Raw genomic sequence first — 16,180 nt, forward strand, 5'->3', positions numbered from 1 at the left:
GTTTCCTGTTACATCTTCGTATACGGTTTAAAACGCTCTTGCAGCTGGCGTAGCTGGTCGATACGGGCATCGTACCGGGCCTGTTGCTGGCTGCCCAGTTTCACCTGTGAGCTTGCGCTGCTAAGCATTGAGATAGCCTGGTCAAGGCGTCCTGCCAGGGCATAACCTTCCGCGCGTGCCGCCAGTTCCTGATCGCGGTTATTCAGAGCCGCTTCCGTTTGCGCTAACAGATCCCAGCCGTTGCCGTCGTCTTTATTGTTAAACGTATAACGATTCAGAATGGTTGCCGCTTCTTTGGGTTGTCCTGCCTGCAAATAGGCATTCGCCAGATTAAGCTGCAATACCGGGTTAACGCGCAGATCGCGTGCATTTTTCAGGCGGTTAACGGCGTCGCTGGTTTTCTTCTGGCCGAGATCGATATCGGTGGCCAGGTCGAGATACCAGGCATTATTCGGATCGGCCGCCAGCAGCGGTTGCAGTGCTTTGCGTGCCTCATCATATTTACTGCCTTCCATCGCCTGTAATGCCCGGCCGTACTGCGCGGCACGTTGCTCACGGACGTTGCCTTTAGACCAGTTATCCAGCAGGTCACTGGTCAACTGATTACGGCCAGAGTTGTACATACCCAGTGTACGGGCTTTTGCCAGATAAAAATCTTCAGAGGATTGCACCACCACCGGACGCATCTGATTCGCACGGTTACGCGCATCGGCCAGACGGCTCTCCGGCAGGGGGTGAGTCAGCAGAATTTCAGGGGGACGCGTGGAATAACGCGCTTGATCGAGCAGCTTCTCCAGAAACGTCGGCATCGCCTGTGGATCGAAACCTGAGCGTTGCAGAACCTGAATACCAATACGGTCCGCTTCCTGTTCGTTTTGCTGCGTAAAGCTGATCATCCCCTGACGGGTTCCCGCCAGCGTACCGGTCAATGCCGCCATCCCCGCTTGCGGACTGGCCATCGCTAATAAAATAGAACCTAATGCGCCGACCCATGTCAGTGGCGCGCTACGTTTCTGATCTTCCATGGCGCGCGCCAGGTGACGCTGCGTGACGTGGGAGATTTCGTGCGCCATTACGGATGCCAACTGACTTTCGTTATCGGAATAGCGAAAGAGCGCAGAATGCAGAACGACGTTACCGCCAAAAAAGGCAAAGGCGTTTATTTCATCGTTGTTAATCAAAAAGAAATGGAAGGGCGTTTTTACTGAGTCTGCGTGTGAGACAAGACGCATCCCCAGAGAATTAATGTATTGAGTCAGCAGCGGATCGTTAATTAACGGCGCACTGCCGCGCAGTTGGCGGACGTAATAATCGCCCATCTGCATTTCCTGTCCTATGGAAAGCGTACTCCCTGCTGAGGTTCCCATATCGGGTAAGGTGTCCGCAGTGTCAGCAAATGCGGGCGCGACCTGACCGATGGTCAGGGCAGCAATGAGGGTAGCAACCAGGTTCTTTTTCAACTGCCTGAACATAACCTCTGTCCTGTGTTCTTGGAGATAGCCATTTGACCCATGCTGTGAAGTATCGTTCACACTCTGTCAGCATTGAGAGTGTAACTGTGAAATTTGTTGATGAACACCCAGGAAAAATGTCTTTTCACTTTGCGGATTCAGCCATAAAAAGCGAAGTCTTTTTTGTGACATTTCGATACAATTCGGGATCGCAATCCCGCTATTGAGGTTCATGGAAGGGTTTTATGCTCGAAATGTTGATGCAATGGTACCGCCGCCGCTTTAGCGACCCAGAGGCTATTGCCTTACTGATTATTCTGGTTGCTGGCTTTGGTATCCTTTTCTTCTTTAGCGGACTGCTGGCGCCGCTGCTGGTCGCTATTGTCCTGGCCTACCTGCTGGAGTGGCCTACGGCGCGTCTGGAAAATATTGGCTGTTCCCGACGCTGGGCGACCTCGATTGTGCTGGTGGTGTTTGTCGGTATTTTGATGTTGATGGCGTTTGTGGTGATGCCTGTTGCATGGCAGCAGGGGATTTATCTGATCCGCGATATGCCCGGAATGCTCAATAAACTCTCTGACTTTGCCGCCACGCTGCCACGACGTTATCCGGCGCTAATGGATGCCGGCATCATTGATGCGATGGCAGAGAATATGCGCTCCCGGATGCTCTCCATGGGCGATTCGGTGGTGAAATACTCTTTGGCTTCGCTGGTAGGATTACTGACGCTGGCGGTGTATCTGGTTCTCGTCCCATTGATGGTGTTCTTTCTGATAAAAGATAAAAGTCAGATGCTGAACGCCGTGCGCCGGGTATTGCCGCGTAATCGCGGGCTCGCGGGGCAAGTCTGGAAGGAGATGAACCAGCAAATCACCAACTATATCCGCGGTAAAGTGCTGGAAATGGTGGTGGTGGGCGTAGCGACCTGGCTTGGCTTCCTGTTGTTTGGCCTTAACTATTCCCTGCTGCTGGCGGTCCTGGTGGGCTTCTCCGTTCTGATCCCCTATATCGGTGCCTTTGTGGTGACGATTCCGGTGGTTGGCGTGGCGTTGTTTCAGTTTGGTCTCGGGACAGAGTTCTGGAGCTGTTTCGCCGTGTACCTGATAATCCAGGCGCTGGATGGCAACCTGCTGGTTCCCGTGCTCTTCTCCGAAGCCGTGAACTTGCATCCGCTGGTGATTATTCTGTCGGTGGTGATTTTCGGCGGTCTGTGGGGATTTTGGGGCGTATTCTTTGCTATTCCGCTGGCGACGTTAATCAAAGCGGTCGTGCATGCCTGGCCGGATGGTCAAATCGTTGACGAACCCTAATAGAAAAAGCCGACGGAAGTCGGCTTTTTTCATCATGATCAGGCGTTTTCTTTCAGCCAGTTCAGGACAACATCGTGATGATTGCTGGTTTTGAAGTCATCAAACACATGTTCAATTTTGCCTTCAGCATCAATCAGGAAGCTGATGCGATGGATGCCATCGTAGGTTTTGCCCATAAATGACTTTTCACCCCACACGCCGAACTGCTCACAAACCTGGTGATCTTCATCGGACAAGAGCGTGAAGTTAAGGACTTCTTTCTCTGCAAATCGGGAAAGCTTCTCCGGTTTATCCGTGCTGATCCCCAGCACTTCAACACCCGCTTTTTTTAACTGATCCATGTTATCGCGTAAGCCGCAGGCCTGTACGGTACAGCCGGGCGTCATGGCTTTCGGGTAGAAATAAACCAGAACACGCTGTCCCTGGAAGTCGGTTAAATTTACTTGCTCTCCGTCTTGATCCGGCAAGCTAAATTTCGGTGCGAGATCACCGGCTTTCAGTGGGTTCATTACTTAACTCCATCCTGTTCATCATGCTGTGAGTAATTGACGACGTTAATACTGCCTTGCGCATTGAGTTCTGTACAGAGTGCTTTGAAGGCATCCTCAATTTTTGCCGAATCATGTGACGCAGGGCTATGTGCCGTAATTTGAATGAACAGTTGCGCAGACTTTCCGTTTTCAGCCGGTTGGGTGCGAGAAACCAGTTCTGCAATATTCATTTGGTGGCTGTCAAAAAGCGCGGTAAAGCGTTCAATCAAATGAGGAGAGTCGGGGACATCGACCTGAACCCACACCGTGGCGGGCATCGCCGGACGAGGGCGAGCGGTCGTACGTTTCATCACAATCAATAAATCCAGCTCTGCGCCTTTCAACGGCAAGGTTGATTCAATCAGGGTGATGGCATTCCAGGTACCGGACAACAGCATGATAAACGTAAACTCGTCACCCAGCATGGCCAGTCGGCTGTCTTCGATATTACAGCCGCAACTGCTGACATGACGGGTGATGGTGTTCACAATTCCCGGGCGATCGGCACCCAGCGCAGTAATGACCAGATAGTGTTGCGATGACGGTGTCAAACCTGTTCTTCCTATGAGAGTGAGGTAATCATAAGGAAAGCATAAAAAAAACATGCATACAACAATCAGAAGGGCTCTGGTCGCTTGCTTTTATTGTCGTACCAAACGTACCATTGAGACACTTGTTCGCACAGAGGATGGCCCATGTTCACGGGAAGTATTGTCGCGCTTATCACGCCGATGGATGAGAAAGGTAAAGTCTGCCGGTCGAGCCTGAAAAAACTGATTGATTATCATGTCGCCAACGGTACCTCGGCGATCGTTTCGGTTGGCACCACCGGTGAATCCGCCACGTTGAGCCATGAGGAACATGGCGATGTGGTGCTGATGACGCTGGAGCTGGCCGACGGGCGTATTCCGGTCATTGCCGGAACCGGCGCCAATGCGACCGCAGAAGCCATTAGTCTGACGCAGCGTTTCAACGACAGCGGTGTTGTCGGCTGCCTGACGGTGACGCCTTACTACAACCGCCCAACTCAGGAAGGCCTGTTCCAGCATTTCAAAGCCATCGCTGAACATACTGACCTGCCGCAAATTCTGTATAATGTGCCGTCCCGTACTGGCTGCGATATGCTGCCGGAAACCGTTGGTCGTCTGGCGAAAATTAAAAATATTGTCGCTATCAAAGAGGCCACAGGGAACTTAAGTCGTGTTCACCAGATCAAAGAGTTGGTTTCAGACGATTTTATTCTGCTCAGCGGTGATGACGCGACGGGACTGGACTTTATGCAGCTCGGTGGTCATGGCGTGATTTCCGTTACGTCTAACGTCGCGGCACGCGATATGGCTGAAATGTGCAAACTGGCGGCACAAGGGCACTTTGCCGAGGCGCGGGTGATTAATCAGCGTCTGATGCCGTTACACAACAAACTATTTGTCGAACCCAATCCTATCCCGGTGAAATGGGCATGTAAGGAGTTGGGACTTGTGGCGACCGATACGCTGCGTCTGCCGATGACGCCTATCACGGACAATGCCCGTGAAATCGTTAAAGCGGCGCTTAAGCATGCCGGTTTGCTGTAAAGTTTAGGGAGATTTGATGGCTTACTCAGTACAAAAGTCGCGCCTGGCCAAGGTTGCGGGTGTTTCGCTTGTTATGTTGCTCGCGGCCTGTAGTTCTGACTCGCGCTATAAGCGCCAGGTGAGCGGTGATGAATCCTATCTGGAGGCTGCACCGCTTGCTGAGCTTCACGCGCCAGCTGGGATGATTCTGCCGGTTACCACGGGTGATTATACTATCCCGGTGACGAATGGCAGCGGTGCCGTCGGTAAAGCGCTGGATATTCGCCCACCGGCTCAGCCGTTAGCGTTGGTCAGCGGCGCACGTACCCAGATCGCGGGGGATACGGCGACGTTACTGGTAGAAAATGGACGTAGCAATACGCTGTGGCCTCAGGTCGTGAGTGTTATTCAGTCTAAAAACTACACCATCGCAAAACGTGATGATGCCAGCCAGACGCTGACAACGGATTGGGTTGACTGGAACCGTCTGGATGAAGACGAACAGTACCGTGGTCGTTATCAAGTCTCGGTAAAACCGCAGGGCTATCAGCAGGCGGTGACGGTGAAATTGATTAACCTCGAACAAGCCGGTAAGCCAGTAGCCGATGCGGCGTCAATGCAGCGTTATAGCGCTGAGATGATGAACGTTATCTCTGCCGGTCTGGATAAGAACGCCACCGACGCGGCGAATGCTGCGCAGAACCGTTCTACCGCAACGATGGATGTTCAGAGCGCCGCTGATGACACCGGTTTACCGATGCTGGTGGTTCGTGGGCCGTTTAACGTGGTGTGGCAGCGTCTGCCGGCAGCCCTTGAGAAAGTGGGCATGAAAGTGACCGACAGCACCCGTTCTCAGGGCAGCCTGGCCGTAACCTACAAACCGCTTTCTGATAGCGGCTGGCAGGAACTGGGCGCATCCGATCCGGGTCTGGTCTCCGGTGACTACAAACTGCAGGTCGGTGATTTAGACAACCGCAGCAGTATGCAGTTTATCGATCCGAAGGGGCATACCCTGACGCAAAGCCAAAACGACGCGCTGGTCGCTGTCTTCCAGGCCGCGTTCAGTAAGTAAAAATAAAAGGCTGGATAACTCCAGCCTTTTTTTCTGATATGATACGCAAACGTGTGCGTCGGCAGAAAAACGCAATTTTTATCGTTAATTCACACCCAGGAGTAATAAAGATGCAAAAGCAAGCTGAGTTGTATCGTGGTAAAGCGAAGACCGTATACAGTACGGAAAACCCGGACCTGTTGGTGCTCGAATTCCGCAATGATACGTCAGCAGGGGATGGCGCGCGCATTGAACAGTTTGACCGTAAAGGCATGGTGAACAACAAATTCAACCATTTCATTATGACCAAACTGCAAGAAGCGGGCATTCCGACCCAGATGGAGCGACTGCTTTCTGATACCGAATGTCTGGTGAAAAAACTGGAGATGGTACCGGTTGAGTGCGTGGTGCGTAACCGCGCGGCAGGTTCTCTGGTGAAGCGTTTAGGTGTTGAAGAAGGTATTGAACTGAATCCACCGCTGTTTGATCTGTTCCTGAAAAACGATGCTATGCACGATCCAATGATTAACGATTCTTATTGTGAAACTTTTGGTTGGGTGAGCAAAGAGAATCTGGCACGTATGAAAGAGCTGACCTACAAAGCCAACGACGTGCTGAAAAAGATGTTCGATGACGCAGGCCTGATTCTGGTCGATTTCAAGCTGGAGTTTGGTTTGTATAAAGGTGAAGTCGTACTGGGCGACGAGTTTTCACCGGATGGTAGCCGTCTGTGGGATAAAGAAACCCTGGATAAAATGGATAAAGATCGCTTCCGCCAGAGTCTGGGCGGCCTGATCGAAGCCTATGAAGCTGTCGCACATCGCCTGGGTGTGAAGTTAGACTAATCTCGCCTATTGAGCCGGCGATCGCTCTCCGGCTCATCAATTTCCCCGCATTTTGATTACTGTTTCTTATGGTAATCCTGTTCCGAAGCGCCTACGATCATCATCATAATGAATAAAAAGTTGAGGTGATTATGCGCTGGCAAGGGCGTCGTGAAAGTGACAATGTAGAAGACAGACGTAATAGCTCTGGTGGTGGCCCTTCTATGGGCGGGCCGGGCTTTCGTTTGCCCAGTGGTAAAGGCGGCATCATTCTGCTGATTGTGGTGCTGGTGGCGGGTTACTATGGCGTGGATCTCACCGGGCTTATGACCGGTCAACCCGTGTCGCAACAGCAATCAACGCACTCCATTAGCCCCAATGATGATGAAGCGGCAAAATTCACCTCAGTGATTCTGGCGACGACGGAAGATACCTGGGGGCAGCAGTTTGAAAAAATGGGCCGTACTTATCAGCAACCCAAACTGGTTATGTACCGCGGTGCTACGCGTACCGGCTGTGGTGCAGGTCAGTCCGTGATGGGACCGTTTTACTGCCCGGCAGATGGCACGGTGTATATCGACCTTTCATTCTATGACGACATGAAAACTAAACTGGGCGCTGATGGTGATTTTGCTCAGGGGTATGTTATTGCCCATGAAGTGGGTCATCACGTCCAGAAACTGCTGGGAATTGAACCGAAAGTCCGTCAGATGCAGCAGAATGCGTCACAAACCGAAGTGAACCGTCTTTCCGTACGCATGGAACTGCAAGCCGACTGCTTTGCCGGTGTCTGGGGTCATAACATGCAACAGCAGGGCGTGCTGGAGTCAGGCGATCTGGAAGAGGCGCTGAACGCCGCCCAGGCCATTGGCGATGACCGTCTGCAACAGCAGGGGCAAGGGCGCGTCGTGCCTGATAGCTTTACGCACGGAACCTCTGAGCAGCGTTACAGCTGGTTTAAACGCGGTTTTGATAGCGGCGATCCGGGACAATGTAATACCTTTGGCAAAGGCATTTAAATCATTGAGGCAGGGATGTCGGACAACACAGCGCTGTATGCACTAACGGAACAAATGGCCCGGGAAGGGATCCGCCGTTTACTGATTATCAGTGGCGAGAGCATCTGGTGTCAGACGCAGGCGTTAGCGCTACGCGATACCTTGCCCGGAGACTGGCTGTGGGTGGGCACTGACACTCCCTCTACGCCCGCTTGTACACCCCAGGCGCTGCAAACGTTACTGGGGCGCGAGTTTCGTCATGCCGTCTTTGATGCCAGCCAGGGATTCGACGCCGCCGCGTTTGCCGCATTAAGCGGTACGCTGCGCGCCGGGAGCTGGCTGGTATTGCTGACACCGCCCTGGCAGCACTGGAAAACCCATCCTGACGTGGATTCAGTGCGCTGGAGCGACTGCGTTCAACCGATCCCGACACCACATTTTGTTGAACACATCAAACGTGTCGTTACCCGTGACGGGCAAGCCCTGCACTGGCAGCAGCACCAGCCATTTTCCTGCCCGCACTTTCCTGAGCGCACTCACTGGCAAGCCGCAAACGGCGAGCCTCAGCCTGAACAGGCGGTGATTTTACAGCATCTGCTGGCGATGCCGCCTGGAGTAGCAACGGTGACTGCGGCGCGTGGTCGGGGTAAATCAGCATTAGCAGGGCAGTTAATTTCTCGCCTCAAAGGCACTGCCATTGTGACGGCGCCGGCGAAAGCGGCGACCGATGTGCTGGCGCAATTTGCCGCAGAACGTTACCGCTTTATGGCGCCGGATGCACTGTTAGCCAGCAACGAAACCGCTGACTGGCTCATCGTGGATGAGGCCGCCGCGATACCGGCACCGCTATTGCATCAACTGGTCTCGCGTTTTCCCCGCACGCTGCTGACCACCACCGTCCAGGGCTACGAGGGAACCGGGCGAGGGTTTTTGTTGAAATTCTGCGCCCGTTTTCCCGCGCTTCGTCGTTATGAGTTACAGCAGCCTGTCCGGTGGGCGCAGGGGTGCCCGCTGGAGAAAATCGTCAGCGATGCGCTGGTGTTGGATGATGAAACCTTCACGCATGCGCCCCTGGGCGAGATCCGTTTCTGCGCATTCGAAGCCAATGCCTGGCATAACAACCCGACGCTGCCGCTGGCGGTATATCAGTTGTTATCCGGGGCGCATTACCGTACTTCACCGCTGGATCTTCGCCGAATGATGGACGCGCCAGGTCAGCATTTTCTTCAGGCATCGGCCGCTGATGCGGTGGCTGGCGCTGTCTGGCTGGTGGATGAAGGGGGATTATCCGCGGAATTAAGCCAGTCAGTCTGGGCCGGGTATCGCCGCCCTCGGGGAAACCTCGTGGCACAGTCGCTGGCTGCACATGGGGGAGACCCGCTGGCGGCAACGCTTATCGGGCGAAGGGTAAGCCGTATTGCCGTGCATCCCGCTCGCCAGCGGGAAGGCATTGGACAGCAGTTGATTGTGCAAGCGCAGGCGTATTCCTCACAGTGTGACTATCTTTCCGTTAGTTTTGGTTACACGGCTGAACTCTGGCGTTTCTGGCAGCGCTGCGGTTTTGTGTTAGTGCGGATGGGCAACCATCGGGAAGCCAGCAGCGGTTGCTATACCGCGATGGCATTACTCCCCGTCAGCAAGGCGGGGCAGCACCTTACCGAACGAGAGCATCTGCGCCTGCGTCGTGACGCTGAGGTGCTGGCGCAGTGGAACGGCGAGACCCTTCCGGTCGTCCCGTTGAAAGAGACTACGCTTAATGATGATGACTGGAATGAGCTGGCGGGGTTTGCCTTTGCGCATCGACCCTTACTGACATCATTAGGGTGTTTGAACCGTCTGCTCAGTCACAGTCATCTCCCGCTCCCTGCGCTGCGTGGGCGCTTACATGAGAAAAGCAGTGATGCAAATCTGTGCGAGCGACTGAAGTTATCCGGTCGTAAAGCGCTGCTGCTGGCTCAGCGCGCAGAGGCGGCACAGGCGTTATTACAGCTGGATGAGGAGCGTGGCCAACAGCTACATAATCGCATTATGCAATGGCAATTTTTTCACTAACTTCTTCAATTTCCTGGCATGGTCATTGCGATTAAGCGGCGTAAAATCACTCTCATCAGTTAAGGAGATCGCCATGAAACATGACCATTTTGTTGTTCAAAGTCCCGATAAACCCGCTCAACAGTTGCTGCTGCTGTTTCATGGCGTAGGCGATAATCCTGTTGCCATGGGTGAAATCGGCTCCTGGTTCGCCCCCCTGTTCCCGGACGCGCTGATCGTCAGCATTGGCGGCGCTGAATCTTATGGTGGGACTTCCGGTCGCCAATGGTTCTCCGTGCAGGGCGTGACAGAAGAGAATCGTCAAGCGCGTGTAGATGCCATCATGCCGGTGTTTATCGAAACCGTTCGCTACTGGCAAAAGCAGAGCGGCGTTACGCCTCAGGCGACCGCGCTGATTGGTTTTTCTCAGGGGGCAATTATGTCGCTTGAGAGTATCAAAGCCGAGCCGGGGCTGGCATCGCGCGTCATTGCGTTTAATGGCCGTTACGCCAGCTTGCCGGAAGTCGCAACCACGGCCACGACGGTTCATTTGATTCACGGAGGCGAAGATCGGGTGATTGAATTATCTCACGCCGTTGCCGCTCAGGAGGCGTTAATTCGCGCGGGAGGTGACGTGACGCTGGATATTGTCGAAAACCTGGGACATGCCATTGACGATCGCAGCATGCAGTTTGCACTCGATCACCTGCGTTTTACCGTACCGAAGCACTACTTCGATGAAGCGCTGAGCGGGGGTAAACCTAACGATGACGATGTGATTGAGATGATTTGATACGCAGGCCGGATAAGGGCGCGCTGCTACGCGGCACCTTATCCGGCCTGTGGGTTATCGCTTATTTCTTCGGCTGATCTTTGTTCGGCCAATCGTCGTCGTCATCCCATTTATCGTTGAAGTCACGATGTGGTGGGAGCTCCGGTTTATTCGCGAGAAATTTCTTGTGATCGACGCGCTTGAGATCTTTAATCACATTCAGCAGTACGCCTACCAGAAACACCAGCACTAAAATCCACCAATATTTTGCCAGCCAGTCCATGCAGATTTCCTCTAGCAGGAACACTCATCAGGCGACGAGTTGTTCCATGATACGTTGATACATACGGGCAAGCAGCTGCAGGTCGGCGGCATTAACGCATTCATTTATTTTATGAATGGTGGCATTGACCGGCCCAAGTTCTACCACCTGCGCCCCCATGCGGGCAATAAAGCGCCCGTCGGACGTCCCGCCTGTGGTCAGTAACTGCGGTTTAATTTCATTATAGTGCTCAATAGCGTTCACCACGGCATCAACCAGTTTACCGCGTCCGGTCAGGAACGGCTGACCGGAAAGCCACCAGTCTACGGTGTAACGCAATTGGTGTTTATCCAGCAGTTCCAGCACCCGGGATTTGATCATTTCATCATTCAGCTCGGTGCTGAAGCGGAAGTTGAACTGGATAAACAGTTCGCCTGGGATGACGTTGTTGCTGCCGGTACCCGCCTGAATATTAGCGATCTGCATGCTGGTTGCAGGGAAAAACTCATTGCCCTGATCCCACTCAATCGCGACCAGTTCATTCAGCATTGGCGCTGCACGGTGAACCGGGTTGTCGGCCAGATGCGGATACGCCACGTGACCTTGTACGCCGTGAATAGTCAGGTTACAGGTCAGAGAGCCACGACGTCCGTTTTTTACCACGTCACCGACGATCTCGGTGCTGGAGGGTTCGCCGACCAGGCAATAATCCAGTCGCTCATTACGTGCCATCAGCGCTTCGACAACCTTAACGGTGCCATTTTTTGCGCTGGCTTCTTCGTCTGAGGTTATCAAAAATGCCAGACGGCCCCGGTGATTGGGATGCTGAGCGACAAAACGCTCTGCAGCCACGACCATCGCTGCCAGTGACCCCTTCATATCGGCAGCGCCACGTCCAAACAACATGCCATCGCGGATGGTCGGTTCAAACGGAGGGTTGATCCAACGATCAACATCGCCAGCAGGCACCACGTCAGTGTGACCCGCAAATGCCAGGGTCTCACCTTGTCCGCGCCATGCCCAAAAATTCTGTGTGTCACCAAAATCCATACGCTCAACGGTAAAACCTACCGCGCGCAGGCGTTCAATCATTAACGCCTGGCACCCGGCATCATCCGGGCTCAGGGAAGGACGGCGAATAAGCTGCTGTGTCAGCTCAATAACCGGGCACGACATAGACTACACCTCATTAAAAAACTGCATATAACTGGATTCACTGAAACCCAGCAGCATAGGCTTACCCGGCGCGCAGAGCAATGGGCGTTTGATAATTGCAGGCATTTCAATCATCAGCGAGGCGGCTGCGTCGGCATGGGTGATTTGATTACGCGTTGCTTCATCCAGTTTACGCCATGTGGTTCCACGGGTATTGAGCAACGGCTCCCAGCCTAACTCGTCGATAAAGGACTGTAATAGCGCGTTGTCCAGACCATCGACACGATAGTCATGAAAACGGTAATCGATACTATGCTCTTCCAGCCAGCGTCTGGCTTTTTTAATCGTATCGCAGTTTTTAATACCATAGAGGGTAATCATTTGAATCCTTATTGACGTAATTTGAATATTTATTCTAAGTCTGGCTGATGCCTGATAATACATTTTGTCATTCATTCGTTATAGAAAAATATAACATTGTTGAGGAAGCGTGAATAATGATTCCTGAAAGTTCCAAAACTCTCTTGTGAACGTCATTTCAGAATTTCCCTGCTTGCATCAGGCTGTTTTTCCATCAGAATTGGCAAAGTAGTAGATGATGTATGAATATTTCAAAATATTGCAGCAGGTCACATAAAATTTATGGGTATAGCGCATAGTGATGACATGAACCCCAAACACGGGAGAGTGTAATCACAACCATCGGTTAAATTATCTTCTTTTACTAAGAATGATTACGTAGAATACCCATAATAATAAGAGAGGTTGTTATGATTGAACGTGAACTGGGGAACTGGAAAGACTTTATCGAAGTGATGCTTCGTAAATAAATTTCTGGATGAAATCCTGATCCTGAAAAGGATAACAAAAAGGCGACTCAACGTAAGTCGCCTTTTTTGTGCCTGATGAAATGCGCGAACACCGCATCAGGCTTCAGAGAGGTGGGTCGTATTATTCCGGCTTAGGCTTCAATGGGAAGCGTCTGCGCACCAGCACAAAGAACAGCGGCACGAAGTAGATCGCCAGAATGGTGGCCGATATCATCCCACCCATTACGCCGGTCCCGACTGCGTGCTGACCACCGGAGCCCGCGCCGCTGCTAATTGTCATTGGCAGCACCCCAAAGATAAACGCCAGTGAAGTCATTAAAATCGGACGTAAGCGCTGGCGACACGCATGCAGCGTGGCATCAAGCAGATCGTGTCCTTTTTCATTCATCTCATTGGCGAATTCCACAATCAATATTGCGTTTTTCGCGGAAAGCCCGATAACGGTTAATAATCCGACCTGGAAATAAACGTCGTTTTCCAGACCGCGTACCCATGTGGCCAGCAGCGCGCCAATCACCCCGAGCGGTACAACCAGCATCACGGAGAACGGAACCGACCAGCTTTCATACAACGCGGCCAGACACAGGAACACCACCAGCAGTGAGATCGCATACAGGGCAGGGGCCTGAGCGCCAGACAGGCGTTCCTGATAAGACATCGCTGTCCATTCGAGGCCAAATCCGGCCGGTAACTGATGCACCAGGGATTCCATCACATCCATTGCCGTACCGGTACTGACGCCGGGCGCGGCTTCGCCGACGATCTCAACGGCAGAGTAGCCATTATAGCGTTCAAGGCGTGGTGAACCGGTCTCCCAGCGGGAGGTCGCAAATGCCGAGAAAGGCACCATGCCGCCGCTATTATTGCGTACGTACCAGAGGTTGATGTCGTCAGGGAGCATGCGATATTTAGCCGCCGCCTGTACGTAGACCTTCTTCACGCGACCCCGATCCATAAAGTCATTAACGTAACTGGAGCCCCAGGCGGTCTGTAGCGTGTCGTTGATGTCATCAATAGAAACACCCAGCGCCTGGGCTTTACGCTGGTCGATATCAATTTGTAGCTGCGGGCTGTCATCCAGGCCGTTATGGCGTACGCGGGTCAGCGAACTGTCTTTACCGGCGAGTTCAATTAACGTGTCCCGTGCGGCCATTAACGCATCATGACCTGCTCCGGCGTGATCCTGCAGTTCCATGTCAAAACCTGCGGAGCTACCAAGACCGCTAATCGCGGGAGGGCTACTGGCAAAAACGCGCGCCTCTTTAATCTTGCTAAAGGCTTTGGTAGCGCGTTCGATAATGGCAAAAGAGGTCCCCGTGGTGGTGCCACGTTCATCCCAGTCTTTTAAGCGGACAAACATACGCGCCACGTTTTGTCCGTTCCCGCCAGGGCCGGAACCGACCGTGGAAAAGACCGACATAATGTTGTCTTTCTCGTGGGTGAAGTAATACTTCTCCACTTCTTCCACCACTTTTAACGTCTGTTGCTGCGTCGAGCCGCTGGGCAGCTGTATCGACGTGGTAAACATACCGCGGTCTTCCAGCGGCAGAAAAGAGGTTGGCAGTCGCAGGAACAGGAACACCATCCCGCCGAGCAGCAGGACGTAGATCAGGATCCAGCGCAGGCTGCGGTGCAAAATCCTGGCAACGCCTTTTTCATAGCGTTCGGCATTGCGGTTGAACACGCGGTTAAACCAGCCGAAGAACCCGGTTTGTCCGTGGTGCTCACCTTTATGCAGCGGTTTGAGCAGCGTGGCGCACAGGGCAGGAGTCAGGATCATCGCCACCAGCACGGAGAGCACCATGGCGGCAACAATCGTAATCGAAAACTGTCGATAGATAGCCCCGGTTGTGCCGCCGAAGAAAGCCATCGGCACAAACACGGCTGACAGCACCATGGCGATACCGACCAGCGCGCCCTGAATTTGTCCCATGGATTTTCGCGTCGCTTCACGCGGCGAGAGGCCTTCCTCGCTCATGATGCGCTCGACGTTTTCCACCACCACAATGGCGTCATCGACCAGCAGACCGATTGCCAGTACCATCGCGAACATCGTCAATGTGTTCACACTGTAACCAAAGGCGTAGAGCACAGAGAAGGTGCCCATCAGGACCACGGGGACGGCAATCGTGGGAATCAGCGTCGCGCGGAAGTTTTGCAGGAACAGATACATGACCAGGAATACCAGCGCGATGGCTTCCAGCAACGTTTTTACTACGTCGATAATCGACGCTTTTACGAAGGAGGTGGTTTCATATGCCACCTTGTATTCCAGACCATGCGGGAAATACTGAGACAGCTCATTCAGGCGATTGAGAACCAGATTCGCCGTCGCCATCTCATTGGCGCCAGAAGCCAGCTTCACGCCAAGGCCGGAAGCGGGATTACCGTTAAACCGGCTGAGGTAGTCGTACTTTTCTGCGCCCATTTCAACCGTTGCCACATCACCCAGTTTGACCTCAGAGCCATCCTGATTGACGCGTAGCGTAATTGCGCGGAATTCATCCGGTGTTTGCAGCAGCGACTGCGCATTGATGGTTGCGTTCAGCGCCTGCTTATCCACTGACGGTGTACCGCCAAGTTGTCCGACGGCGATCTGCGCATTCTGTGACTCAATCGCGTCGGTCACATCTTTGGCCGTCATCTGGACGCTGTTAAGTTTTGCGGGATCAAGCCAGATACGCATGGAGTATTGCGAGCCGTAAGCGTCAATATCCCCGACGCCGTTAATACGGCTGAGGGGGTCCTGAATATTACTTGCGACGTAGTCCGCGATGTCCTGCTTGTCCATGGAACCATCGGTGGAGACAAACGCGATGGTCAGAATATTGGTATCCCCGGTCTTACGAACGGTTACCCCTTGATCCTGTACGGCCTGCGGGAGTTTACGCATCGCCGATTGCAGCTGATTTTGCACCTGCTGTACGGCTTCATCTGGATCGGTCCCGGCGATGAAACTGAGCGTCACCGTCGCCTGGCCCGTGCCGCTGCTTTGCGATGACATGTACATCAGATTATCGAGCCCGGTCATGTTCTGCTCGATGACCTGGGTTACGGTATTTTCCAGCGTTTGTGCTGATGCGCCAGGATAGTTGGCGGTCACTCGCACATTTGGCGGCGCCAGATCAGGATATTGCTCAACGGGCAGCGAAAAAATAGCCAGGGTTCCTGTCAGACACAGCAGGATTGCTAACACCCAGGCAAAAATGGGGCGATCGATAAAAAAATTCGCCATTAAAAGGGGACCTCGTGGTTCTGCATTTAATATTAGGTATGACTTGCTTCACTGTAGCGGCAAGGTACGAGCCAAACGTGGAGAAAAAAAGAAGATAATGTAAATTATCATGCCCGTTTACAGTGTACCTTTCGTGCCAACGCCGTCAGGCCTGGAGACGGGCTTTCCGGCGCGTTGC

At 53.1% G+C, this 16,180-nt stretch carries 15 protein-coding genes; 8 read left to right on the top strand and 7 right to left on the bottom strand.

Annotated elements, in window-relative coordinates; translation table 11 throughout:
* Positions 1 to 8: 8 nt before the first annotated feature.
* The gene (gene bepA / locus N7268_RS16190; protein ID WP_198903365.1) at positions 9 to 1,472 is read right to left on the bottom strand and encodes a beta-barrel assembly-enhancing protease; all 1,464 of its coding nucleotides are present in this window, start codon (positions 1,470 to 1,472) and stop codon (positions 9 to 11) included.
* A gap of 224 nt (positions 1,473 to 1,696) precedes the next feature.
* Here bepA and N7268_RS16195 point away from each other — a divergent pair, with 224 nt between their 5' ends.
* Positions 1,697 to 2,761, top strand: coding sequence for an AI-2E family transporter (locus tag N7268_RS16195; protein WP_198903366.1), 1,065 nt, complete (start codon positions 1,697 to 1,699; stop codon positions 2,759 to 2,761).
* Positions 2,762 to 2,799: 38 nt separating this feature from the next.
* On the opposite strand, the gene bcp is transcribed toward N7268_RS16195, so the two are convergent.
* Together bcp and N7268_RS16205 are read right to left on the bottom strand one after the other, a co-directional pair.
* Positions 2,800 to 3,270: a thioredoxin-dependent thiol peroxidase gene (gene bcp / locus N7268_RS16200; RefSeq protein ID WP_198903367.1), complete on the bottom strand. Its 471-nt coding sequence runs from the start codon at positions 3,268 to 3,270 to the stop codon at positions 2,800 to 2,802.
* Positions 3,270 to 3,842 (bottom strand): glycine cleavage system transcriptional repressor, encoded by a 573-nt coding sequence (locus tag N7268_RS16205; RefSeq protein WP_198903368.1) that lies wholly within the window; start codon positions 3,840 to 3,842, stop codon positions 3,270 to 3,272. The genes bcp and N7268_RS16205 overlap by 1 nt, the downstream gene beginning before the upstream one ends.
* Before the next feature lie 144 nt (positions 3,843 to 3,986).
* Between N7268_RS16205 and dapA the strand changes: the two genes are divergently transcribed.
* The 6 genes from dapA to ypfH all read left to right on the top strand — a co-directional run bounded on the left by dapA (position 3,987) and on the right by ypfH (position 10,541).
* Positions 3,987 to 4,865, top strand: coding sequence for a 4-hydroxy-tetrahydrodipicolinate synthase (dapA, locus tag N7268_RS16210; RefSeq protein ID WP_260863697.1), 879 nt, complete (start codon positions 3,987 to 3,989; stop codon positions 4,863 to 4,865).
* A gap of 16 nt (positions 4,866 to 4,881) precedes the next feature.
* Positions 4,882 to 5,916 carry an outer membrane protein assembly factor BamC gene (bamC, locus tag N7268_RS16215; protein ID WP_260863698.1) on the top strand — a complete coding sequence of 345 codons (1,035 nt, stop codon included), beginning with the start codon at positions 4,882 to 4,884 and terminating at the stop codon, positions 5,914 to 5,916.
* Positions 5,917 to 6,026: 110 nt separating this feature from the next.
* Entirely contained in the window at positions 6,027 to 6,740 is a 714-nt protein-coding gene (gene purC / locus N7268_RS16220) for a phosphoribosylaminoimidazolesuccinocarboxamide synthase (RefSeq protein ID WP_003835086.1), read from the top strand.
* A gap of 131 nt (positions 6,741 to 6,871) precedes the next feature.
* Positions 6,872 to 7,738, top strand: a complete 867-nt coding sequence (locus N7268_RS16225; RefSeq protein ID WP_260863699.1) for a neutral zinc metallopeptidase — start codon at positions 6,872 to 6,874, stop codon at positions 7,736 to 7,738.
* A 15-nt stretch (positions 7,739 to 7,753) separates the two neighbouring features.
* On the top strand, positions 7,754 to 9,769 hold the full coding sequence (locus tag N7268_RS16230) for a tRNA(Met) cytidine acetyltransferase TmcA (protein ID WP_260863700.1): 2,016 nt from the start codon (positions 7,754 to 7,756) through the stop codon (positions 9,767 to 9,769).
* A 73-nt stretch (positions 9,770 to 9,842) separates the two neighbouring features.
* Positions 9,843 to 10,541 carry an esterase gene (gene ypfH / locus N7268_RS16235; RefSeq protein WP_260863701.1) on the top strand — a complete coding sequence of 233 codons (699 nt, stop codon included), beginning with the start codon at positions 9,843 to 9,845 and terminating at the stop codon, positions 10,539 to 10,541.
* 61 nt (positions 10,542 to 10,602) lie between these two features.
* On the opposite strand, the gene N7268_RS16240 is transcribed toward ypfH, so the two are convergent.
* Genes N7268_RS16240 through N7268_RS16250 form a run of 3 tightly spaced genes read right to left on the bottom strand, consistent with a single transcriptional unit; the run spans position 10,603 to position 12,318 of the window.
* Entirely contained in the window at positions 10,603 to 10,803 is a 201-nt protein-coding gene (locus N7268_RS16240) for a YpfN family protein (protein WP_003835080.1), read from the bottom strand.
* Positions 10,804 to 10,830: 27 nt separating this feature from the next.
* On the bottom strand, positions 10,831 to 11,958 hold the full coding sequence (gene dapE / locus N7268_RS16245; protein ID WP_260863702.1) for a succinyl-diaminopimelate desuccinylase: 1,128 nt from the start codon (positions 11,956 to 11,958) through the stop codon (positions 10,831 to 10,833).
* 3 nt (positions 11,959 to 11,961) lie between these two features.
* Positions 11,962 to 12,318 carry an ArsC family reductase gene (locus N7268_RS16250; RefSeq protein ID WP_260863703.1) on the bottom strand — a complete coding sequence of 119 codons (357 nt, stop codon included), beginning with the start codon at positions 12,316 to 12,318 and terminating at the stop codon, positions 11,962 to 11,964.
* A 389-nt stretch (positions 12,319 to 12,707) separates the two neighbouring features.
* Here N7268_RS16250 and ypfM point away from each other — a divergent pair, with 389 nt between their 5' ends.
* On the top strand, positions 12,708 to 12,767 hold the full coding sequence (gene ypfM / locus N7268_RS16255) for a protein YpfM (protein WP_001386977.1): 60 nt from the start codon (positions 12,708 to 12,710) through the stop codon (positions 12,765 to 12,767).
* A gap of 121 nt (positions 12,768 to 12,888) precedes the next feature.
* Here ypfM and acrD read toward each other — a convergent pair whose 3' ends face one another.
* Positions 12,889 to 16,002 carry a multidrug efflux RND transporter permease AcrD gene (acrD, locus tag N7268_RS16260; protein ID WP_260863704.1) on the bottom strand — a complete coding sequence of 1,038 codons (3,114 nt, stop codon included), beginning with the start codon at positions 16,000 to 16,002 and terminating at the stop codon, positions 12,889 to 12,891.
* Positions 16,003 to 16,180: the final 178 nt, after the last annotated feature.

Source organism: Citrobacter sp. Marseille-Q6884, from assembly GCF_945906775.1.
GTDB lineage: Bacteria > Pseudomonadota > Gammaproteobacteria > Enterobacterales > Enterobacteriaceae > Citrobacter.

Coding starts and splice junctions, on each gene's coding strand:
- bepA (WP_198903365.1), bottom strand. CDS start 1,472: ATGTTCAGGCAGTTGAAAAAGAACCTGGTTGCTACCCTCATTGCTGCC.
- N7268_RS16195 (WP_198903366.1), top strand. CDS start 1,697: ATGCTCGAAATGTTGATGCAATGGTACCGCCGCCGCTTTAGCGACCCA.
- bcp (WP_198903367.1), bottom strand. CDS start 3,270: ATGAACCCACTGAAAGCCGGTGATCTCGCACCGAAATTTAGCTTGCCG.
- dapA (WP_260863697.1), top strand. CDS start 3,987: ATGTTCACGGGAAGTATTGTCGCGCTTATCACGCCGATGGATGAGAAA.
- bamC (WP_260863698.1), top strand. CDS start 4,882: ATGGCTTACTCAGTACAAAAGTCGCGCCTGGCCAAGGTTGCGGGTGTT.
- purC (WP_003835086.1), top strand. CDS start 6,027: ATGCAAAAGCAAGCTGAGTTGTATCGTGGTAAAGCGAAGACCGTATAC.
- N7268_RS16225 (WP_260863699.1), top strand. CDS start 6,872: ATGCGCTGGCAAGGGCGTCGTGAAAGTGACAATGTAGAAGACAGACGT.
- N7268_RS16230 (WP_260863700.1), top strand. CDS start 7,754: ATGTCGGACAACACAGCGCTGTATGCACTAACGGAACAAATGGCCCGG.
- ypfH (WP_260863701.1), top strand. CDS start 9,843: ATGAAACATGACCATTTTGTTGTTCAAAGTCCCGATAAACCCGCTCAA.
- N7268_RS16240 (WP_003835080.1), bottom strand. CDS start 10,803: ATGGACTGGCTGGCAAAATATTGGTGGATTTTAGTGCTGGTGTTTCTG.
- dapE (WP_260863702.1), bottom strand. CDS start 11,958: ATGTCGTGCCCGGTTATTGAGCTGACACAGCAGCTTATTCGCCGTCCT.
- N7268_RS16250 (WP_260863703.1), bottom strand. CDS start 12,318: ATGATTACCCTCTATGGTATTAAAAACTGCGATACGATTAAAAAAGCC.
- acrD (WP_260863704.1), bottom strand. CDS start 16,002: ATGGCGAATTTTTTTATCGATCGCCCCATTTTTGCCTGGGTGTTAGCA.